Below are 20,065 nucleotides of genomic sequence, written 5' to 3'. Positions count from 1 at the left end.
GTAAGCGCTGAATTATTTAGTGTCCTGTTGTATCTGATCCCTTAGAGCATTCATCGACAGGGATACGGGTATGAAACCTCGCAAGAAAAGCGTCCAGCCAATCGGCCTGAAGGACATCACCATCGTCGACGACGCCAAGATGAAGAAGGCGATCACAGCCGCCGCGCTGGGCAACGCCATGGAGTGGTTCGACTTTGGCGTATACGGTTTCGTTGCTTATGCCTTGGGCAAGGTGTTCTTCCCCAACGCCGACCCCAGCGTGCAAATGATCGCGGCCCTGGCCACCTTCTCGGTGCCATTCCTGATCCGGCCTCTTGGCGGGTTGTTCTTCGGTGCCTTGGGCGACAGGTTCGGGCGGCAGAAAATCCTCGCCGCGACCATCGTGATCATGTCCCTGAGCACCTTCGCCATCGGCCTGATACCGTCCTATGCAAGCATTGGTATCTGGGCGCCGATCCTGTTGCTGCTGGCCAAGATGGCCCAGGGCTTTTCGGTGGGCGGTGAATACACCGGCGCCTCGATCTTCGTTGCCGAGTACGCGCCTGACCGCAAGCGCGGCTTTCTCGGCAGCTGGCTGGACTTCGGTTCGATTGCCGGCTTTGTGCTGGGCGCAGGGGTGGTGGTGCTCATTTCCACGGTTCTGGGTGAAGAACAGTTCCTCGAATGGGGCTGGCGCCTGCCGTTTTTCCTGGCCCTGCCGCTGGGCATCATCGGGCTCTACCTGCGCCATGCGCTGGAAGAAACACCTGCGTTCCAGCAGCACGTCGACAAGCTGGAGCAGGGCGATCGTGAAGGCCTGGCCTCCGGGCCCAAGGTGTCGTTCAAGGAAGTGGCCACCCAGCACTGGCGCAGTCTGGTGACCTGTATCGGCGTGGTAATCGCCACCAACGTCACCTACTACATGCTGCTTACCTACATGCCCAGCTACCTGTCGCACAACCTGCAATACAGCGAAGACCATGGCGTGCTGATCATCATCGCGATCATGGTTGGCATGCTGTTCGTGCAGCCTATGATCGGTCTGCTCAGCGACAAGTTCGGCCGACGGCCGTTCATCATCGTCGGCAGTGTCGGCCTGTTGGCCTTGGCCATTCCGGCATTCATGCTGATCAACAGTGGCGTGCTCGGGTTTATTTTCGCCGGCCTGCTGATCATTGCCGTGTTGCTGAATTTCTTCATCGGCGTGATGGCCTCGACGCTGCCGGCCATGTTCCCCACGCACATCCGCTACAGTGCCCTGGCCAGCGCCTTCAACATCTCGGTGCTGATCGCCGGCCTTACCCCGACCCTCGCTGCGTGGCTGGTGGAGAGCACAGGCGATCTGTACATGCCGGCCTATTACCTGATGGTGATCGCCGCTGTCGGCCTGATCACCGGCCTGACCATGAAGGAAACCGCCAACAAGCCCCTGCGCGGCGCGGCACCTGCGGCATCGGACATCGAAGAGGCGCGTGAACTGCTGCAGGAGCACCACGACAACATCGAGCAGAAAATCGAGGACATCGATGCGCAGATCGCCGAGCTGGAAGCCAAGCGCGAGAAACTGGCCCTGCAGCACCCGCGTATCGAATGATCAGCGCGGCATGTAGCCACGCTGCCAGGACCGCGGGATGAACCGCGATACCAGCGCCAGCACGCAGGCCAGCGCGCAGCTGCCGGCCAGCGCCTGCAGGCCCAGGTGTTGTTGCAACCAGGCGCCCAGTGCGGCGCCCAGCAGCATGCCTGCCCAAGGCACCAACTGCACCCGCCAGCCATTGCGCCGCTCGCCCAGCAGCCAGCGCCCCAGGCCGCGGCCGAAACGCGACAGAGCGCCAGTCACATAAGTCAGGCCGATGGGCAGGCCATTCACCTGCTCGACTACCGCATTGATCATGCCCATGGCCAGCGTGGTGGCCAACAGCGCAGGGAAGGTGGCAGGCAACGGCCACGCTGCCGCGAAAGCCAGCAGTGCGGCAACCACCAACAGCACCGGCCAGGCTCGACGACGCAATCCGCGAGCCAGGAGCACACCCAGCGCATTGCCCGCGACAAAGCCCAGTACCGCGCCACTGAGGCGTAGCACAAGGGCCAGGTCTGCTTCACTGATGGCCACCGCCAGGCGTGTGGTGTTGCCACTCATGAACGACACGAAATCGCCCAGTGCCAGCAGGCCGATGGCATCGGTCATGCCGGCCAGCACCGACAGGGCAGCGACCAGGCCGAGGCCGACGCGACCACGCATTACCTGCAGGCGCAAACGCCTGGCTGTGCGCGCGGGGAGGGCGTTAGGGAGCATGTGCAGGCCTCAGGGCAGCAGGTTTTCGCGGGCCAGGGTACCTTTGATGGTGCGCTCTACCACATCGACCAGCACCATGGTCTGGTGGTCGACCTCGATGTTGAGCAGTTCACCTGTGTGGTAACTGGCGAAGGTGGTCTGCCGCAGGGTTTCCGGGATCAGGTTGATGGTGATCACGTTGTCCTCCACGTCAGCGACCGTCAGGCTGCAGCCATTGACCCCGATGAAACCGCGCGGGAACACGTACTTGCCCCATTGCGGCGGCATGCGGAACTTGATGAAGGCGCCGGTTTCCTTGATCGACAGCTCGACGATTTCGGCGGTGGTGGCGATGTGGCCGGCCATCAGGTGGCCGCCGACTTCGGCGTTCATCTTCGCTGAGCGTTCGATGTTCACGCGCTGGCCGGGCTTGAAGTTGCGCAGATTGGTGCGCTCGAGGGTCGCGGTCATGGCGTCGAACCTGACCTGGCTGCCGTCGATTTCGGTCACGGACAGGCAGGTACCTTCGACACTGACGCTGGCACCAATCTTCAGCTCGTCGAGCAGTTCCGGGGTGAGGTCGATGGTGAACTGGTTGTGGCCCGGGTAGGTGGTCACATCAAGCAGAGGGCGGACGGCCTGGACGATGCCGGTGTACATGGTGTTGCTCCTGGGCACGGAAAAGAAAACTTCCGAACGCTATGCCCGTAGCGCAGTAAATGCAAGACCGGCTTCTTGGTTGGCAAGCCGGCTTGCGGGTCTGGCGCCAGCGTTGGGCAGGCGGCGTGCTTGTGGGCGAAACCGGTTTGCCGACGGCAGGGCCACTGCAGATTCAAACATGCCCGCTGCTGTTGACGATCCGCAGGCACAGCGCCTCGTACGGGTCCAGGTTCACCATCAAGCGCCCGTCCTCGGTCAAATCGCCTTCGACCGTCTCGTTGATCATGTCGACCACCGGCCCGGGTGTGAACCCGGTCAACAGCAGTTCCTCGGCAATCGTGTCCTGGCCGAAGTTCAGCGCACTGATCTGGATACCCCGCCCGGCTGGCAGCTCGTGCACCATCACCAGCAGCCCCGGGCTGCTCACCTCAGGTACCAGCACCTGACGGCTGGTGGCGATGCCGTAGGCCTGGCGCACAGCCAGCAGTTTCTTCACCTTGCAGGCAAATGAATCACCCTCGTCCAACTGCCTGTCGAGGCTGCCGTACAGCGCCCGGGCACGCGGCATGCCACGCACTGAAACCTCTGCCTGTGGGTCGAGCCCGGCGAGGTCATAGCCGCCCCGGTGAATCCAGCGGGTATCGCCATCGAGCATGCGTTCGGCAACCGCCTCGGCGGGCAAGGGCAGGGCGCCGACCAGGTCCCAACCGGACAAGGCGACCACCCCCGGCTGCATGGCGTTGTACATGACCAGCAGCAGGTGCACCTTCTTGATCAGCTCGATATCCGCCTCGCCAATCTGTTCGAGGTCGCGAATACCCAGGGCAGCAGCGATCAGGCTGGCGGTGGTGCAGGCAATGCCGTTGGTCACGAAGCGCAGGTTATACGGGGCATGTTCTCCCGACAGCCGTTCGTAGATCTCTTCGCGGATATGTTCGCGCAGGATGCTGCCAGGCAGGGTCTGGCCTTTGTACAGGTACATGTCATGCGCGTGCAGTGTCCAGAAGTGCACCAGCTCCACGGTCAGCTCGTCATGGTTTTGCAGGGCATGGATCAGCGAGGCCGGGTCGATGCCGAAGGCGTGCATCTCCTTGAGCATCAGGCGCAGGAACTCGGTGTCGCCGGTCAGCAGCGCATGCTGGTAGGCCGGCCGGGTAATGAAATCGTAGGACAGGTCGGCGCCGCCCCTGGACATCTGCGCAATGTCATCGAGGGTCAGGTTCAGCTCCTGGAAGCTGAAACCGCCGGCCTTGCGGATCATGCCACCGATCAGCTGGTTGCCGACGATCGACAGCGGGTGGCTTTCCGACCAGGCGGTACCGCTGGCGCGGGTTTCCACGCCGAGAAAGCCGTTGGCGTCCAGGCGCAGGCCGCGGGCACCGAGGCAGTCCAGAGCGTGCAACGCATCACCAATGATCATTTGTTGGGCGGCGAAGGTAGGGTCCAACCAGTTCAGCGACGGCTGGCCCTCCTTGAAGTAGTGCAGGTACACCCAGCGCCGGGTCTTGCCGTCGACGCCTGTGATCGGCGGCGTGGCGCTCCAGTCGGTTTCCTTCACGCCCGGCTCGAAGAAGATTACCCGTTGCAACTGGCCAACGATGTAATGGCGCGCCTTCAGCTCGTCACACTGCGCTGGCAGGAGATTGACCGCATCGCGCCCGGCGGGCACCTCGGGCAGCAGCGTCCAGTCTTCTTCACGGATCTCGACCATGTGGTACAGCCCCGGGTAGGGGCCATGGGCGAGCTCGGCCAGGCGGAAGTCGGCGCCCTTGCCGGTGTGCGAGGGGATCAGGTCGTCGATGGTCACGGCATTGTGCGCAGCGGCCATGCGGCTCATCTGGATCAGTTCCTGCTCGCTGCCGTACAGCGGGTCGATGTCGAAGCTGATGCGGTCGAAGTTGCCGTCCACGCTGGGGGTGAGTTCGCGGCCGCGGATGCCACCGGACAGTTTGATCGGGCCGGTGTGCAGGCCCTGTACGCCGATCTCCGACAGGCGCTTCCACAACGCTTCGTGGGCCAGGGCACCGAGCACCGAGCAACCCTCGGGCGCGATGATGGCGTCGGGGTAGACGGTCAGCCACACCGAGGCGATTTCGGTGGCGCGGCGGGGCTGGGCCTCGGCATAGGGGTGTTGCCACAGTCGCGACTGGCCTGAGTACAGGCTGGCACGCGCCTGGGAGGCCTTGAGCATGGCGCGGTCTTCGAGCCATTTGACGTATGACGGGTCGGGCTGGGTCATTTCGCGTCCTCTTTGCGTGTCGGCACCGGCTCAGATTATGACGGCATTGCGGCCTGAACGTTCGGCTCGAGATGGGTGTTGGTTTCTTCGCGGGCTCGCCCGCTCCCACAGGCTGCCATACCGCTGAAGATTTGCGCTGCACCTGTGGGAGCGGGCGCGCCCGCGAAGAGGCCGGGCCTGCAAAGGCAGGATCAGCGCCGGGCCGACAACTGCTGCGGTGCGAGAAACGCATCATGGAAGTAATTGCGCACCGCGTGCATCGCCGGGCTGAATGCCCGTTCCCGGTGCCAGGCCAACCCCACGCTCATCGGTGTGACCGGGTCGCTGATGGTCACTGTCTCGATACGCTTGCCCTCCAGCGACCAGGGCCGGTGCACCAGGTCCGACAGGATCGCCACACCGCTGCCATTGGCGACCATGCTGCGCACGGCCTCCACCGAGCTGGTCCGTACCCTTACGCTTGGCCGTTGCCCGGCCTGTTCCCAGTAGCGCATGGCACTGTGCTCGGCCTCGTCGACGGTCAACAGAATGAACGGCTCACAGGCCACATCGGCCAGGCTCACGGCCGAGCGCTCGCACAGTGGGTGATGCCCGGGCAGCCACAGCCGGCGCTCGGAGTTGAACAGGGTTTCCGAAACGATGTCGGGGTGGGTGAGGTTGGCGGTGAGCACCACCGCCATGTCGAAACGCCCTTCCAGCAGGCCTTGCTCGATGGCGCTGCGTTCCTGCTCGTAGAGCTCCAGGGTCACGCCCGGATGCCAGTGCTCCAGGCGTTGCAGGTGGTGCGGCAGGAAGTAGCCGATCACCGTGTAACTCGCAGCCAGGCGCAACAGGCCACTGGCGCGCACGTCCGGAAGCGGGCTGTTCAACGCATCGTCGACACTGCGCAGGATGACGTAGGCACGGTTCAAAAAGTGCCGGCCGGCTTCGGTCAGGCTCATGCCCTGGGCCGAGCGCTGGAACAACAGCACACCGAGCATCGCTTCCAGCTCCTTGATGGCCGTGGTCACTGCCGACTGGGAGATGTTCAGGTGGATCGCCGCTTGGGATATCTGGCCGATTTCAGCGGTGGCAACGAAGTAGCGGACCTGGCGCAGGGTCAGTGACACGGTAGGCTCCCGGGGTATCTGATTTTCAGAAGGTACCCCATCTGTTTATAGATCTTCCCAAGGGGGTGTAGAGAATCTAACGTGGCTTGCATGCAGTCACAAGTGCCAGGAGATGCCGTCATGCAAGCAGTAGACTTCAACTCGGACATGGGCGAGGGCTTTGGCCCGTGGACCATTGGCGATGGCGTCGACAATGAGCTGATGGGTTACATCAGCAGCGCCAACATCGCCACTGGTTTCCATGCCGGCGACCCCGGCACCATGCGCCGCACCGTCGAGCGCGCCAAGGCACTGGGCGTTGCTGTGGGGGCACACCCGGGATTCCGTGACCTGGTTGGCTTTGGCCGCCGGCATATCAATGCCTCGGCGCAGGAACTGGTGGACGACATGCTCTATCAATTGGGCGCGCTGCGTGAAATCGCCCGTGCCCAGGGCGTGCGTCTGCGGCACATCAAACCGCACGGGGCGTTGTACATGCACCTGGCGCGTGACGAAGAAGCCGCGCGCTTGCTGGTGGAAAACCTGCGGGTGATCGAGCCGGAACTGCTGCTGTTCTGCATGCCGGGTTCGGTGATCTGTCGCATCGCCCAGGCACTGGGCCAGCCGGTAGTTCGCGAGTTCTACGCCGACCGCGAGTACGACCTGAGCGGGTCGATCGTGTTTACCCGCAATGTGCGTGGCTACGAGCCCCAAGCCGTCGCCGAGCGGGTGCTGCGCGCTTGCCGCCAAGGCGTGGTGCGTACGGTCGAAGGCCAGGACCTGGCCATCGAATTCGATTCCATTTGCCTGCACAGTGACACCCCGGGCGCGCTGGATCTGGTCGAGGCCACGCGCAGGGCCCTGGATACGGCTGGCATCGTGGTGCGTGCGCTGCGCTGAATCAGTCAGGCATCCGGCAAACAGACAAGCCGGAGCCCGAGCATTTTATTTTCGCCTGCCTTTCTATAAAGATTCCAAGAAAAGGAACTGTCATGGCCGAACCGCTTGCTACAACCCCGATCCGTTACAGCTTCGGCGCCGACGAGCACCTGTTTGCCGAAGTCAGCGAGAGCATGTCGCTGGAGGCCTTTTTCAAGGGTATGGCCGTCACCCGGGCGGTGGAGCGGCTGGCCCTGGATGGCGTGCTTGATGTGTGCCTGGCCAACGCGTCGTTCCAGATCCGCTTCGACCCGGACCGTATCGCCCCCGAGGCACTGCTTGAGGCCGTGCGCGGCGCCGAAGCGCAGGCGGTGGCCGAGCGCTCGCTGCAGACGCGTATCATCGAGATTCCGGTGCTGTACAACGACCCCTGGACCCATGAAACCCTGATGCGCTTTAGGGATCGCCACCAGGACCCGACCAGTACTGATCTGGAGTACGCCGCGCGCATCAACGGCCTGGCCGATGTCGACGCATTCATTGCCGCGCACAGCGGTGCGCCATGGTTCGTGTCGATGGTCGGCTTCGTCGCCGGCCTGCCGTTCATGTTCCAGATGGTCGAGCGCCAGCGGCAGCTGCAGGTGCCCAAGTACCTGCGCCCCCGTACCGACACGCCCAAGCACACCCTGGGCCATGGCGGCTGCTTCGGCTGCATCTACTCGGTGCGCGGGGCTGGGGGCTACCAGATGTTTGGCGTCACCCCGGCACCGATCTACGACCCGCAGCAGACCTTGAATTACCTGAAAGAGCACATGGTGTTCTTCCGCCCGGGTGACATCGTTCAGTTCAAACCCATCGACCGCCGTGCCTATGACCAGGCGGTGGCGGATGTGGAGGAGGGCTGTTTTGACCTGCGCATTCGTCCCGTGGCGTTTTCTCTGGACGCCTTTCTCGCCGATCCGGTCGGCTACCCGAAATCGCTGCAGGAGGTGCTGGCATGATCAAGGTACTCAAACCGGGCCTGGCGACTTCCGTGCAGGACCTTGGCCGCGAAGGTTACTACCACCTGGGCATTCCGCCATCCGGCGCACTCGACCAGTATGCCCTGAGCGCCGCCAACCACCTGGTGGGCAACCCGGCGGGCGCCGCAGGGTTGGAGTGTGCGCTGGTGGGGCCGGAACTGGAGTTCCAGCAGGATACGCTGGTGGCGGTGTGCGGGGCACAGATGCCAGTGCTGCTGGATGGACGCGAGCAGCGCCCGGACACGGCGTTTGCCGTGCGCGCCGGGCAAGTGCTGCGTTTTGGCTTCCCCACTGCAGGCGCCCGGGCTTACCTGGCAGTGGCTGGCGGTATCGATGTGCCGGAGGTGCTGGGTAGCCGTTCAACCTATGCGCTGGGGGCCTTGGGTGGCTTTCAGGGCCGCAAGTTGATGGCCGGTGACCTGTTGCCGGTCGGCGTGCCCAGCGGCAAGACCCGCGCCGGTGCAAGCTTGCCGATGGCCCTGCGTCAGGCCCTGGGCGGCGAGGTGGTGTTGCGGGTGATGCCTGGGCTGTACTTCCACCGCCTGACCGAAGCGGCAGCGCAACGTTTCTTCACCGACGCCTGGACGGTTGGCTCCGAAGCGGACCGTATCGGCTATCGCTACAAAGGCGGCAACGCCTTGAGTTTCCAGGCGCGCGAGCAGCCGTTCGGTGCCGGGTCGGATCCGTCGAATATCGTCGACAGCTGCTACCCGATCGGATCGATCCAGGTGCCGGCAGGGTTGGAACCGATCATCCTGCATCGCGATGCGGTGTCGGGGGGCGGTTACGCCATGATCGGCACGGTGATCAGTGCCGACCTCGACCTGATCGGGCAGATGCAGCCCAACCAACAGGCGCGATTCCTGCCGGTGAGCCTGGAGCAGGCACTGGAGGCGCGGCGTTCGTACAAGAAGAAGCTGGCCTGCCTGGCCAGGCTCTTCAGTTGAGCATGATGGCTTCGGCGTAGCAGCGGCCTTGTGTCTCGACGGGGCCGCAACGGGCTCCGCGGCTACACCGAGCGTGCAGGCTTGCTGATTGTCTTGCCGGATTGGGAGGCCACCTCAAGGGCCTGGCCGTCCCGCTGTTTGCCTTGGCGCGCCAGGCCTTCGAGCTGCGGTATCAGCATGCCTTCCGGCAAATGCCGCCAGAACCGTCCTGGCATGTGCAGGCGCAAGGCTTCCGGGTTCAGGCGGGCGGGGTTGAAGGTATGGCGGTAGTAGGTGCGCCAGAGTTCGGCGCCCGGGTCTTCGGCATTGCGGGCCCACTGGCGCCAGGGCTCGGGGCACTGGCGCTGGTAGTCGAACGCCTGGCCGTCGAAGCGAATGCCATCCTGTGGCGTGGCAATCAACCAGCGCAAACGCCCCAGGCGGTCGGCGAAGTGCGCGCTGGCACTGTGCAGAATGTCGTGTGCCGGCTCGTGATAGGCCACCAGATCGAGCTGCAAGTGCTCAGCCAGTTCCTCAGGCAGCGGCACGAAGCGTACAAACGCGTGCAAGTGATGCGCCTCGCGGGTTACCTGCTTGATGCGCCGTTGCAGCTCACTGCCCAGCCGGTCACCCGCCAGCATTGCCGTGCGGTCGCCATGGGCGACGCGCCACAGCACTTCATACAGCAGGTTCCAGCGCTGTTCGCCACGGTAGCGAGAGGCCTGCTCCAACTGGCTCAGCAGTGCGGTCGGGACTTTGGCCCGGAAAGGGCCAGGCCCTTCAGGCGGCGCTGCCGGCACGGCCAGCAGGTCCGCCATCGGGCCTTGCGACCAAGTGACTTCCGATGGGTCGATGCCATGCCCCAACAAGCCCCGGGCCTGATCGCGCCAGGTGGCGAACAGGTCCTCGCAGTCGAGCGCGATCACCCCCATAACCCCATCTGCACGGGCGCTGGCGGCTCACTCAAGCGCGCTCGCAGCAAGCCGCTGCGCAATTCGGCCTGGGCCGGGCGGTAGTCGCTGGTCACGATGAATGGCCGTGCCTTGTCCAGCACGCAGCGCAGCTGGATCAGGTCGTCATATCGGATGCGCCGCTCCCGGCGCAGGGCGACCAGGCGCTGTACGCTGCGCAGGCCGATGCCGGGGATACGCGCCAGTAGCGCCGGTTCGGCGCGGTTCACGTCCAGTGGGAACACTTCGCGGTTGGCCAGTGCCCAGGCCAGTTTGGGGTCGATGTCCAGTGCCAGGTTACCGCTGTGGCCCAGCAGCTCGCCAGCCTTGTAGCCATAGCCACGCAGCAGGAAGTCGGCTTGATACAGGCGGTGTTCGCGCAGCAGCGGCGGTGCGGCGAGGGGCACGCTGCCGGGGCTGTCAGGGATCGGGCTGAAGGCGGAATAGTACACGCGCTTGAGGCCGTAGCCTTGGTACAGCGATTCGGCATTGCGCAGCAAGGTGCTGTCGTCGGTGCTGTCGGCGCCGACGATGACCTGGGTGCTTTGCCCGGCCGGGGTAAAGCGCGGCGCCCTGGGCTCGTTGGCCACAGCCTGTTGGCCCTGATGAATCACGCCCATGGCCTGGCGAATGGTGCGCCCTTGCTTTTCCGGCGCCAGGCGCTTGAGGCTGGCGTCGGTGGGCAGTTCGATGTTGACGCTGAGGCGGTCGGCCAGGCGCCCGGCCTCTTCGATCAGCAGCGGGTCGGCATCGGGGATGGCCTTGAGGTGGATGTAGCCGCGGAAGCTGTGCTCTTCGCGCAACAGCCGGGCCACACGGATCAGCTGCTCCATGGTGTAGTCCGCCGAGCGGATGATGCCGGAGCTGAGGAACAGGCCGCTGATGCAGTTGCGCCGGTAGAAGTCCAGGGTCAGGCGTACCACTTCCTCGGGGCTGAAGCGCGCGCGTGGCACGTTGCTGGAGCGGCGGTTGACGCAGTACTGGCAGTCATACAGGCAGAAGTTGGTCAGTAGTACCTTGAGCAGTGATACGCAGCGGCCGTCGGGCGTGTAGCTATGACAGATACCCATGCCGTTGGTAGCGCCCAGGCCGTCACCGCCGCGCGAGTTACGCTTCGGCGCGCCGCTGCTGGCGCAGGACGCGTCGTACTTGGCGGCGTCGGCCAGGATGCCGAGTTTGGCGATGAGTTGCATGGCGCTGTCTCGCTATACTGAATATTCATACAGTATTTTGAGATTTGATGGATTGCAAGTGGTTTGCGCCAGTCATACACGACCCTGCGTCGATGAAGCCGGCTGACTGCCTGGGGAGTGGCCAGCCGGTATTCACTGCAGTCAAGGTGGCGCATTGTTGCCACGTCCGATGCCGTAGTAGGTCAGGCCTGCCGAGGCCATGTGCTCGGGTTCGTACAGGTTTCGGCCATCGAACACCACACGGTCGGCCAGCTGTTGCGGCACTTCGTCCAGGTTGAGCACACGGTAGTCCTGCCATTCGGTGACGATCACCAGGGCATCGGCGCCCTGCAATGCATCGTCCTTGCAGGGCACCAGTTGCAGGTCGGCACGCGGGCCGTAGAGGCGCCGGATTTCTTCCATGGCCTGAGGGTCGTGGGCCTGGACCCGCGCACCCGCGGCCCACAACGCTTCCAGCAGGACCCGGCTGGAGGCTTCGCGGATATCATTGGTATTGGGCTTGAACGACAACCCCCACAGGGCAAACACCTTGCCCCGCAGGCCGCCAGGGTAGTGGCGCTTGATCTTGCTGAACAGCCGGCCCTTCTGCTGCTCGTTGACCGACTCTACTGCGCGCAGCAACTGCGTTTCGCAGCCTTCTGCCTCGGCACTGTGGCGTAGGGCTTGCAAGTCTTTGGGGAAGCACGAGCCGCCAAAACCGCAGCCAGCGTAGATGAAGTCGTAACCGATACGCGGGTCCGAGCCGATGCCACGGCGCACCATTTCGATATCGGCCCCCAGGTGCTCGGCCAGGTTGGCGATTTCGTTGATGAAGGAAATCTTGGTGGCCAGCATGCAATTGGCCGCGTACTTGGTCAGCTCGGCACTGCGCGCGTCCATGACCATAAACTTTTCGCGGTTGCGGTTGAACGGCAGGTAAAGCTCGCGTAGCAATTCCACTTCGGCCGCTTCTGCGCCGCCGATGATGATGCGCTGGGGGCGCAAGCAGTCATCCACCGCAGAGCCTTCCTTGAGAAACTCTGGGTTGCTGATCACCTGGAAGCGGCTGGTATCGGCTACGGCCTGGGCGATGCGTGCCTTGATGCGGTGTACCGTACCCACCGGCACGGTGGACTTGTTGACGATTACTTTGGGTCCGTCAGCATGTTCGAGGATGCTGTCGACCACGGCGAAAACGTGCTTCAGGTCGGCGCTGCCGTCGGTTTGCGGCGGAGTACCGACGGCAATGAACTGCAACCGGGCATAGTTGGAAGCCGCTGCGGCATCGGTGGTGAAGCGCAGTCGACCGCAGGCGAGGTTCTTCTCCAGGAGCGGCGCAAGGCCGGGCTCGAAGATCGGGCAATGGCCTTCATTCAGGCTGGCAACCCGATCGGCATCGACATCCATGCACAGCACCGAATGCCCCACCTGGGCCAGGCACACCGCCTGGGTCAGGCCGACATAGCCGGTTCCGAAAACCGTGACCTTCATTTGACAGCTCCTTGATAGGAAAGCTGAAAAAAAATGTCACATCGATGTTTAGGAATTGTGACCTGAAGGATGTGCTCTTGCGCCATATGGCCGTTATTCCACGTCGCCCAGGCAGAGCATCTAAACTTACTGACAGCTCGCGCTAGCGTGTTGTACCGCGAGCGGAAACCCTTGAACCGACCACCGCCTCCCCGGAGCAGACAGCCCTCGTGGGCGATGGCCTTCTTGCAGAGGAGGGCACGTCATGGACGAGGCAAGGCTTCACGATTTCATGGGTAAGCTGGTGGGCGACATGGGCGCAGCGGCGACGCTGGCCAATGTCATTCTCGGCGATGAACTGGGGCTGTACCGGGCCATGGCCGACAGCCAGGCGGTCACCCCGGAGCAACTGGCGGAAAAGACTGGCTGCCACCCGCGGCTGGTGCGCGAATGGTTGAATGCCCAGGCGGCATCGGGCTACATGATCCATGACAAGGGCCGTTTCGTGTTGCCTGAAGAGCAGGCCATGGCCCTGGCGCTGGAGGACTCCCCGGCCTATATGGCCGGCGGCGCGGCAGTGGTGGCTGCACTGTTCCATGACAAGGACAAGCTGGTAGCCGCCATGCGCGGCGATGGCGGGTTGGCCTGGGGCGATCACCACCCGTGCATGTTCAGTGGTACCGAGCGGTTTTTCCGGCCGGGGTATCGCACCTTTCTGGTCGCGGATTGGCTGCCGGCGCTGGAGGGTGTGGTGGCCAAGCTGCAGGCGGGCGCCAAGGTGGCGGACGTGGGCTGCGGTCATGGCGCCTCGACACTGGTAATGGCGCAGGCGTTTCCGGCGTCGACCTTCGTGGGGTACGACTATCATGAGCCTTCGATCGCAACCGCCAACGAGCGTGCACGTGAAGCAGATTTGGAGGCGAGGGTGAGCTTCCAGCAGGCCAGCGCCAAGGACTACCCGGGGCATGACCATGACCTGGTGTGCTTCTTCGATTGCCTGCACGACATGGGTGACCCGGTCGGGGCAGCCCGGCATGCCTACCGTGCTTTGAAGGCGGATGGCACGGTCATGCTGGTGGAGCCTTATGCCGAGGACACGCTGGAGGGTAACCTGACACCGGTCGGGCGCTTGTTCTATGCGGCGTCGACGTTTATCTGCACGCCCAATTCGTTATCGCAGGAAGTGGGACTGGGGTTGGGCGCGCAGGCCGGGGAGGCGCGCTTGCGGGCCGTCTTCGAGGAGGCGGGGTTCAGCAGGTTCCGGCGGGCGACGCAGACGCCGTTCAACCTGATTCTGGAGGCTCGCAAGTAGAGCATAATCCTGCACTGGCCTCTTCGCGGGCTCGCCCGCTCCCACAGGTTACGTGCTTGTTTTCAGGCCTGTGGCGATCCTGGACCTGGAAAGCAGAAGGGGTGCTGCATGGCACCCCTTCTGTTTGTTGCTTAGGCTTCAGCGTCCCAAGGACGATCGCCTCTTTCATCTTTGACGCGGGTCGGCAGGCCCATCACGTCCAGCGCCTTGAGGAACGGCTCGGCTGGCAGCTCCTCGACGTTGACCATGCGCTTGGCATCCCACTCGCCACGGGCGACCAGCAGGGCGGCAGCCACTGGCGGTACGCCGGCGGTGTAGGAAATGCCCTGGCTGTCGGTCTCGGCGTAGGCTTCTTCGTGGTCAGCCACGTTGTAGATGAACACTTCGCGCGGCTGGCCATCCTTGGTGCCTTTGACCAGGTCACCGATGCAGGTCTTGCCGGTGTAGCCAGGGGCCAGCGAGGCCGGGTCTGGCAGTACGGCCTTGACCACTTTCAGCGGTACCACTTCCAGGCCTTCGGCGGTTTTCACCGGCTGCTCACTGAGCAGGCCCAGATTTTTCAGAACAGTAAACACGTTGATGTAGTGCTCACCGAAGCTCATCCAGAAGCGCACGTTCGGCACGTTGAGGTTCTTCGAAATCGAGTGAACTTCATCGTGGCCGGTCAGGTACAGGTTTTGCGAACCTACCACTGGCAGGTCGTCGGTACGCTTGACCTCGAACATGGTGTTGCTGGTCCACTGGCTGTTCTGCCAGCTCCACACCTGCCCGGTGAACTCGCGGAAGTTGATTTCCGGGTCGAAGTTGGTGGCAAAGTACTTGCCATGCGAACCGGCATTGACGTCGAGAATATCGATCGATTCAATGCTGTCGAAATATTGCTGCTGCGCCAGCTTGGCGTAGCTGTTCACCACACCCGGGTCGAAACCGACGCCGAGAATGGCGGTAATGTTCTTTGCCTGGCACTCTTCGAGGTGTTTCCACTCGTAGTTGCCGTACCACGGCGGGGTCTCGCAGATCTTGCCCGGCTCTTCGTGGATGGCGGTGTCCAGATAGGCGACACCCGTATCGATGCAGGCACGCAGCACCGACATGTTGAGGAAGGCGGAACCTACGTTGATCACGATCTGCGATTCGGTTTCGCGGATCAGCGCCTTGGTTGCCTCGACATCGAGGGCATTGAGCGAGAAGGCCTGGATGTCGGCGGGCACCTTGAGGCTACCCTTGGCCTTGACGCTGTCGATGATGGCCTGGCATTTGGAGATGTTCCGTGACGCGATAGCGATACGACCCAGTTCGTCGTTATGCTGCGCGCACTTGTGGGCCACCACCTTGGCGACACCTCCTGCACCAATGATAAGAACGTTCTTCTTCAATTTACCTTTTGCTCCTTACTTGAAAGCCGGTCTTACGACAGGCTGGAAACGTAGTCTTCGAAACCGAACTCGCGGACGACTTCGACGCTGCCGTCGAGCTGCTTGACCACGATGGAAGGCATCTTCAGCCCGTTGAACCAGTTTTTCTTGACCATGGTGTAACCTGCCGTGTCGATGAACGACAGGCGATCGCCAATGGCCAGCGGACGGTCGAATTGATACTCGCCGAAGATGTCACCGGCCAGGCATGACTTGCCGCAGACCATGTAGGTATGCTCGCCGTCATTGGGGGCCATCTTGGCGTTGAGGCGGTAGATCAGCAGGTCGAGCAGGTGCGCTTCGATCGAGCTGTCGACCACGGCCAGGTGCTTGCCATTGTACAGGGTGTCGAGCACGGTCACTTCCAGCGAGGCGCTGTTGGTGATGGCGGCTTCGCCAGGTTCCAGATAAACCTGCACGCCGTATTTTTCCGAGAACGCCTTCAGGCGCGCGCAGAAGGCGTCTACTGCATAGTCTTCACCGGTGAAGTGAATGCCGCCACCAAGGCTGACCCACTCGACCTTGTGCAGCAGGTGGCCGAAACGCTCTTCGATGTGCGTGAGCATCTTGTCGAACAGGCCGAAGTCACCGTTCTCGCAGTTGTTGTGGAACATGAAGCCGGAGATCTGTTCGATCACCTGCTCGATCTTGGCCGGGTCCCATTCGCCCAGGCGGCTGAACGGGCGGGCCGGGTCGGCCAGCAGGTAGTCGGAGCTGCTGACCTGCGGGTTGACGCGCAGACCACGCACCTTGCCTTCGGACTGTTCGGCAAAGCGCTGCAGCTGGCCGATCGAGTTGAAGATGATCTTGTCGCAGTTCTCAAGCATCTCCTCGACCTCGTCGTCGGCCCAGGCCACGCTATAGGCATGGGTTTCGCCGGCGAACTTCTGGCGGCCGAGCTTGAGCTCGAACAGGGAGGACGAGGTAGTACCGTCCATGTACTGCTGCATCAGGTCGAACACCGACCAGGTGGCGAAGCACTTGAGGGCGAGCAGCGCCTTGGCACCGGAGTGTTCGCGCACGTAGGCGATCTTCTCCATGTTGCTGAGCAGCTTGGTTTTATCGATGAGGTAATACGGCGTCTTGATCATTTAAAGGCCCCCGGCCAGGCCGGCCAAAAAAAGGACACGCATTGTGCCTTCACTTGCCGCAGACCGAAAGGGCGGGATACGCATTTCGTCAGGGTTGACGCGATTGCGAGGGCTTTTCGGTTGCGGCGAGGCTAGTAGATCAGGTGTATGTGACTATCGTAATCACCCCCGACAGATGGCAGCTTCAATCTGCCTGCTGCAGCCACGCCTTGATCTGCTCCAGTGTTGCGGTAGCCCCGCCACAGACCACCACCAGTACATTGCGCAACGCGCCCAGTGCCTTGGCATCATAGGCCACTGCCAACGCCGCCCCGCACGCGGGCTCGACCAGCACACGGTGGTCCAGCAAGAACCGCTCACAGGCCTCCAGCGCTGCGCGATCGCTGACCAGGTGGCTGTGCACCGGATGCTGCTGCACGCACATCAGCGCCTGATCAGCCACACGCTTGGCCCCCAGCGACGTCGCCACCGAGGCGATACGCTCCAGCTCCACCGAATGGCCGGCCTGCATGGCCGCATGCAGCGACGCCGCGCCCTCGGTTTCTACTGCCAGCACCGGCACATCGCCCCAGCCATTGCGCTTCAGCCCCTCGACCACGCCACTGAGCAAGCCGCCCCCACCGACTGACAGCACCACCGCGTCCGGCTTCAGGCCGGCCTCGGCCACTTCATCCACCAGGCTGGCATGCCCGGCCCACAGCAGTGGGTCGTCGAACGGGTGGATGAAGGCATCGTTCGGGCCTACCAGTGTCTGTGCCAAGGCGTTGGCCTCTTGCCAGGAACTGCCGTGCACCACCACCTTGGCGTTTTCCAGGTGCAGCAGTTCCTTGGCCCGTTCGGTGGTGGTTTCGGGTACCACCACGGTCACCGGCACCCCCAGCTTGCGTCCGGCGTAGGCGACTGCCAAACCGGCATTGCCACCTGATGAAGACACAAAGTGCCGGGCGCCGCGCGCCTGGTGTACCTCGCAGGCGTGGCCGACACCGCGCAGTTTGAACGAACCGCAGGGTTGCAGGGCATCGAGCTTGAGCCAGATATTTCGACCGGCCGCCAACGACAGCGGGCGCGATTCGATCAGGGGGGTATGAATGTGCAAGGTCATTGGCTGGCTCCGCGTAGTTGCTCGAGGTAGTTGTAAATGGTGTAGCGCGTCACGCCGAGGGCGCTGGCAGCCTTCTCGACGCCGCCCTTGACGATGAACAGGCCGCGTTCCTGCATGACGCGCACGGCCTCGACCTTGGCCTGTTTGTTCATCCGCCCCTGGCCGCTGCGCTGCAGGGCGGCCTGGATGATCTCGCTCATCAGCAGCTCCATGTCGGCAGGTTCGTTGACCGCAGGTATGGCCCCCAGCGGCTGCAACTGCTGGAGAAAGCTCATGGCAGCATCGAGGCCGGTGACGTCGGTGTTGACGCACAGGCTGGCGAACGGGTGGCCGCTGCTGTCACGGAAGATTGCCGTGGCACTTCGTAGCGTGCGGCCCTTGAGCGTAGTGGGGTAATCGGGCAGCACCACCGGCTCACAGCCGTGCTGGTCGGCCGAGGCCTGCATCAGTGCCTTGAAACCCTGGTCCTGCTCCGGTGCGGCGAGGATCGGGCTGCCCACGCTGCGGCCGGAAAGATGACCATTGACGATCGCCACTACCGAGTGTTCGGGGTGCTCAAGGTCGTGCAGGAGAATTTCCATGTTGCGCGCGGCAACGCTGCCCAAGGCCTGGATGGCGGCCTTGAGCACGGTGAGGGTGAGTTGGCGTTCTTCGCTGGGGGTGATAGGCATGGCAGATCGCAAATTCAACTGTTTGTGTATTTTTACACATTTGGTTGAAAATCGCGATCTGCTTGTACGGGGCCTGTAAGACTCAGCCGAGCGCCGGTGTGCGCGGCGGAATCATCCGGCGCGAGCCGGTCGCCTCGAAGGCGGTAGCAAAACTCAGCAGCGCGTTGTCGCTATAGGCCTTCCCGGCAAAGGTCAGCCCTACCGGCATACCGATATCGGCCATCACGCCCATCGGCACGGTGACGGTCGGCACGCCCAGGTGACGGATTGCCAGGTTGCCGTTGGCTACCCAGATACCGTTGCTCCAGGCGATGTCTGCCGATACCGGGTTGATATCGGCATCGGCCGGGCCAACGTCGGCTACGGTGGGGAACAGCACCGCGTCCAGGCCCAGCTTGTCCATCCAGTCTTCCAGGTCCAGCTTGCGGGTCTGCTCCAGGCCGCGCAGGCCGTCGGGCAAGGTCTCGATCTGGTCCCAGGTCTTCAGGCCACGTTTGGCCATGTTGACGTACTCGTCCATGCCGGCAGCCAGGTCGTCTTCACGGTTGGGCAAGGTGCCCGGGTCGTGGGGGAAGATCTTCAGCCCGTCGACATCGGCCAGGCGGTTAAGCTTGGGGTCATCGTTGGCGCGCAGGAAATCGTCAAAGGCCCAGCCCGACAGTTCCCACAGTTCGTCATGCAGGAACGCTTTGCTGACGATGCCGCGGTTGTACACGGTCGACGCGCCTGGGCGGTCGCCTTCGCAGTTGGACACCAGCGGGAAGTCCACTTCCAGTACTTCTGCACCCGCCGCTTCCAGGGCCTGGCGTGCTTGTTGCCACAGGTCGATCACCGTGGCGCGAGTGTTGATGCGTTGGCCGGTCGGCCCGCCGATGCCTGGCTTCTCGGCGGTGCCCGCCTCGGGGTCGGCATTTATATACATGCGTGGTACGCCAAAGCGCTTGCCCTTGAGCGCGCTGGCATCCACTGCCAGTTCAAGGTACGAAGCCGGACGTATGGTCGAAGCAGCCGGGATCGGCACCCATGGTTGCAGGCGCCACAGGTCGCCGCGCTTGTCGGCGTCATCGGCTACCACCACGTCGAGGATTTCCAGCAGGTCGGCCATGGTGCGGGCATAGGGCACCACCACGTCCATGGTCGGCGTCAGCGGCCAGTTGCCACGCACCGAAATCACCCCGCGCGACGGGGTGTAGGCGCACAGGCCGTTGTTGGATGCCGGGCCACGGCCGCTGGACCAGGTTTCTTCGGCCAGGCCGAAGGCACTGAAGCTGGCGGCGGTAGCGGTACCGGCACCGTTGGACGAGCCCGAGGCGAAGGGCGCGGTCAGGTAGTTGGCGTTGTACGGGCTTTCGGCGCGGCCATAGACGCCGCGCTGCATGCCACCGTTAGCCATGGGCGGCATGTTGGTCTTGCCCAGGCACACGGCTCCGGCGGCGCGCAGGCGCTCGATGGTGAAGGCGTCGCGCTGGGCGACCAGGTCCTTGAAGGCAGGGCTGCCGGAGGCGGCCGTCAAACCTTTGACCAGGTAGCTGTCCTTGGCGGTGTAGGGGATGCCGTCCAGCGGGCTAAGCACCTGGCCCTTGGCACGGCGGGCGTCGGAGGCCTCGGCTTCTTTCAGCGCCTCCGGGTTGCGTACCACTACGGCGTTAAGGGCAGTGGCGGTGTCGGCGCCATCGTAGGCGTCGATACGTGCCAGGTAGGCCTTGACCAGCTCGACCGCCGTCGTGCGGCCCGACTCGAGCGCGTCGCGCAGCTCGGCAATGGAAACCTCGGTTACCTCGATCATGCGTTCACCAAAAAATGTGCAAGTGGGG

The 20,065-nt window shown here is 63.3% G+C and carries 17 protein-coding genes; 5 read left to right on the top strand and 12 right to left on the bottom strand.

What is annotated here, in order from left to right:
• Positions 1 to 70 precede the first annotated feature (70 nt).
• On the top strand, positions 71 to 1,573 hold the full coding sequence (gene proP / locus ACYCCG_RS09455) for a glycine betaine/L-proline transporter ProP (RefSeq protein ID WP_209966392.1): 1,503 nt from the start codon (positions 71 to 73) through the stop codon (positions 1,571 to 1,573).
• Here proP and ACYCCG_RS09450 read toward each other — a convergent pair whose 3' ends face one another.
• The 4 genes from ACYCCG_RS09450 to ACYCCG_RS09435 all read right to left on the bottom strand — a co-directional run bounded on the left by ACYCCG_RS09450 (position 1,574) and on the right by ACYCCG_RS09435 (position 6,262).
• Entirely contained in the window at positions 1,574 to 2,275 is a 702-nt protein-coding gene (locus ACYCCG_RS09450) for a YoaK family protein (RefSeq protein WP_209966390.1), read from the bottom strand. It abuts the gene before it with no gap.
• A 9-nt stretch (positions 2,276 to 2,284) separates the two neighbouring features.
• Positions 2,285 to 2,914, bottom strand: coding sequence for a riboflavin synthase subunit alpha (locus tag ACYCCG_RS09445; protein ID WP_209966387.1), 630 nt, complete (start codon positions 2,912 to 2,914; stop codon positions 2,285 to 2,287).
• Positions 2,915 to 3,086: 172 nt separating this feature from the next.
• Positions 3,087 to 5,153: a maltose alpha-D-glucosyltransferase gene (gene treS / locus ACYCCG_RS09440; protein ID WP_209966385.1), complete on the bottom strand. Its 2,067-nt coding sequence runs from the start codon at positions 5,151 to 5,153 to the stop codon at positions 3,087 to 3,089.
• A 191-nt stretch (positions 5,154 to 5,344) separates the two neighbouring features.
• Entirely contained in the window at positions 5,345 to 6,262 is a 918-nt protein-coding gene (locus ACYCCG_RS09435) for a LysR family transcriptional regulator (RefSeq protein ID WP_209966383.1), read from the bottom strand.
• Positions 6,263 to 6,382: 120 nt separating this feature from the next.
• Between ACYCCG_RS09435 and ACYCCG_RS09430 the strand changes: the two genes are divergently transcribed.
• From ACYCCG_RS09430 to ACYCCG_RS09420, 3 genes are all read left to right on the top strand, one after another.
• Positions 6,383 to 7,141, top strand: coding sequence for a 5-oxoprolinase subunit PxpA (locus ACYCCG_RS09430; protein ID WP_209966381.1), 759 nt, complete (start codon positions 6,383 to 6,385; stop codon positions 7,139 to 7,141).
• A 92-nt stretch (positions 7,142 to 7,233) separates the two neighbouring features.
• Positions 7,234 to 8,121 (top strand): 5-oxoprolinase subunit B family protein, encoded by an 888-nt coding sequence (locus tag ACYCCG_RS09425; protein WP_209966379.1) that lies wholly within the window; start codon positions 7,234 to 7,236, stop codon positions 8,119 to 8,121.
• The gene (locus ACYCCG_RS09420; RefSeq protein ID WP_339443138.1) at positions 8,118 to 9,089 is read left to right on the top strand and encodes a 5-oxoprolinase subunit C family protein; all 972 of its coding nucleotides are present in this window, start codon (positions 8,118 to 8,120) and stop codon (positions 9,087 to 9,089) included. The genes ACYCCG_RS09425 and ACYCCG_RS09420 overlap by 4 nt, the downstream gene beginning before the upstream one ends.
• A 62-nt stretch (positions 9,090 to 9,151) precedes the next feature.
• Here the strand turns inward: ACYCCG_RS09420 and ACYCCG_RS09415 are convergent, their stop codons facing one another.
• From ACYCCG_RS09415 to ACYCCG_RS09405, 3 genes are all read right to left on the bottom strand, one after another.
• On the bottom strand, positions 9,152 to 10,000 hold the full coding sequence (locus ACYCCG_RS09415; RefSeq protein ID WP_459670136.1) for a TIGR03915 family putative DNA repair protein: 849 nt from the start codon (positions 9,998 to 10,000) through the stop codon (positions 9,152 to 9,154).
• Positions 9,991 to 11,211 (bottom strand): putative DNA modification/repair radical SAM protein, encoded by a 1,221-nt coding sequence (locus ACYCCG_RS09410; RefSeq protein ID WP_176684606.1) that lies wholly within the window; start codon positions 11,209 to 11,211, stop codon positions 9,991 to 9,993. The genes ACYCCG_RS09415 and ACYCCG_RS09410 overlap by 10 nt, the downstream gene beginning before the upstream one ends.
• Before the next feature lie 141 nt (positions 11,212 to 11,352).
• On the bottom strand, positions 11,353 to 12,681 hold the full coding sequence (locus ACYCCG_RS09405) for a UDP-glucose dehydrogenase family protein (protein ID WP_176684605.1): 1,329 nt from the start codon (positions 12,679 to 12,681) through the stop codon (positions 11,353 to 11,355).
• Positions 12,682 to 12,925: 244 nt separating this feature from the next.
• On the opposite strand from ACYCCG_RS09405, the gene ACYCCG_RS09400 reads away from it, so the two are divergent.
• A complete protein-coding gene (locus tag ACYCCG_RS09400) occupies positions 12,926 to 13,972 on the top strand; it encodes a class I SAM-dependent methyltransferase (RefSeq protein ID WP_176684604.1) in 1,047 nt (348 codons plus the stop codon).
• 131 nt (positions 13,973 to 14,103) lie between these two features.
• Here the strand turns inward: ACYCCG_RS09400 and ACYCCG_RS09395 are convergent, their stop codons facing one another.
• The 5 genes from ACYCCG_RS09395 to ACYCCG_RS09375 all read right to left on the bottom strand — a co-directional run bounded on the left by ACYCCG_RS09395 (position 14,104) and on the right by ACYCCG_RS09375 (position 20,037).
• Positions 14,104 to 15,348: a saccharopine dehydrogenase family protein gene (locus ACYCCG_RS09395; RefSeq protein ID WP_459670133.1), complete on the bottom strand. Its 1,245-nt coding sequence runs from the start codon at positions 15,346 to 15,348 to the stop codon at positions 14,104 to 14,106.
• 32 nt (positions 15,349 to 15,380) lie between these two features.
• Positions 15,381 to 16,478: a carboxynorspermidine decarboxylase gene (nspC, locus tag ACYCCG_RS09390; protein WP_003248125.1), complete on the bottom strand. Its 1,098-nt coding sequence runs from the start codon at positions 16,476 to 16,478 to the stop codon at positions 15,381 to 15,383.
• A 184-nt stretch (positions 16,479 to 16,662) separates the two neighbouring features.
• Positions 16,663 to 17,580 (bottom strand): pyridoxal-phosphate dependent enzyme, encoded by a 918-nt coding sequence (locus ACYCCG_RS09385; protein WP_176684602.1) that lies wholly within the window; start codon positions 17,578 to 17,580, stop codon positions 16,663 to 16,665.
• Positions 17,577 to 18,251: a helix-turn-helix transcriptional regulator gene (locus ACYCCG_RS09380; RefSeq protein WP_209966372.1), complete on the bottom strand. Its 675-nt coding sequence runs from the start codon at positions 18,249 to 18,251 to the stop codon at positions 17,577 to 17,579. Before ACYCCG_RS09380 ends, ACYCCG_RS09385 begins: the two co-directional genes overlap by 4 nt.
• 82 nt (positions 18,252 to 18,333) lie before the next feature.
• Complete coding sequence (locus ACYCCG_RS09375) at positions 18,334 to 20,037, bottom strand: amidase (protein WP_459670130.1); 1,704 nt, start codon at positions 20,035 to 20,037, stop codon at positions 18,334 to 18,336.
• Positions 20,038 to 20,065 lie beyond the last annotated feature (28 nt).

The sequence above is a fragment of the Pseudomonas sp. VEM90 genome, assembly GCF_054611535.1.
This window is presented reverse-complemented; position numbering and strand designations above follow the sequence as displayed.

Coding starts and splice junctions, on each gene's coding strand:
- proP (WP_209966392.1), top strand. CDS start 71: ATGAAACCTCGCAAGAAAAGCGTCCAGCCAATCGGCCTGAAGGACATC.
- ACYCCG_RS09450 (WP_209966390.1), bottom strand. CDS start 2,275: ATGCTCCCTAACGCCCTCCCCGCGCGCACAGCCAGGCGTTTGCGCCTG.
- ACYCCG_RS09445 (WP_209966387.1), bottom strand. CDS start 2,914: ATGTACACCGGCATCGTCCAGGCCGTCCGCCCTCTGCTTGATGTGACC.
- treS (WP_209966385.1), bottom strand. CDS start 5,153: ATGACCCAGCCCGACCCGTCATACGTCAAATGGCTCGAAGACCGCGCC.
- ACYCCG_RS09430 (WP_209966381.1), top strand. CDS start 6,383: ATGCAAGCAGTAGACTTCAACTCGGACATGGGCGAGGGCTTTGGCCCG.
- ACYCCG_RS09425 (WP_209966379.1), top strand. CDS start 7,234: ATGGCCGAACCGCTTGCTACAACCCCGATCCGTTACAGCTTCGGCGCC.
- ACYCCG_RS09420 (WP_339443138.1), top strand. CDS start 8,118: ATGATCAAGGTACTCAAACCGGGCCTGGCGACTTCCGTGCAGGACCTT.
- ACYCCG_RS09415 (WP_459670136.1), bottom strand. CDS start 10,000: ATGGGGGTGATCGCGCTCGACTGCGAGGACCTGTTCGCCACCTGGCGC.
- ACYCCG_RS09410 (WP_176684606.1), bottom strand. CDS start 11,211: ATGCAACTCATCGCCAAACTCGGCATCCTGGCCGACGCCGCCAAGTAC.
- ACYCCG_RS09405 (WP_176684605.1), bottom strand. CDS start 12,681: ATGAAGGTCACGGTTTTCGGAACCGGCTATGTCGGCCTGACCCAGGCG.
- ACYCCG_RS09400 (WP_176684604.1), top strand. CDS start 12,926: ATGGACGAGGCAAGGCTTCACGATTTCATGGGTAAGCTGGTGGGCGAC.
- nspC (WP_003248125.1), bottom strand. CDS start 16,478: ATGATCAAGACGCCGTATTACCTCATCGATAAAACCAAGCTGCTCAGC.
- ACYCCG_RS09385 (WP_176684602.1), bottom strand. CDS start 17,580: ATGACCTTGCACATTCATACCCCCCTGATCGAATCGCGCCCGCTGTCG.
- ACYCCG_RS09380 (WP_209966372.1), bottom strand. CDS start 18,251: ATGCCTATCACCCCCAGCGAAGAACGCCAACTCACCCTCACCGTGCTC.
- ACYCCG_RS09375 (WP_459670130.1), bottom strand. CDS start 20,037: ATGATCGAGGTAACCGAGGTTTCCATTGCCGAGCTGCGCGACGCGCTC.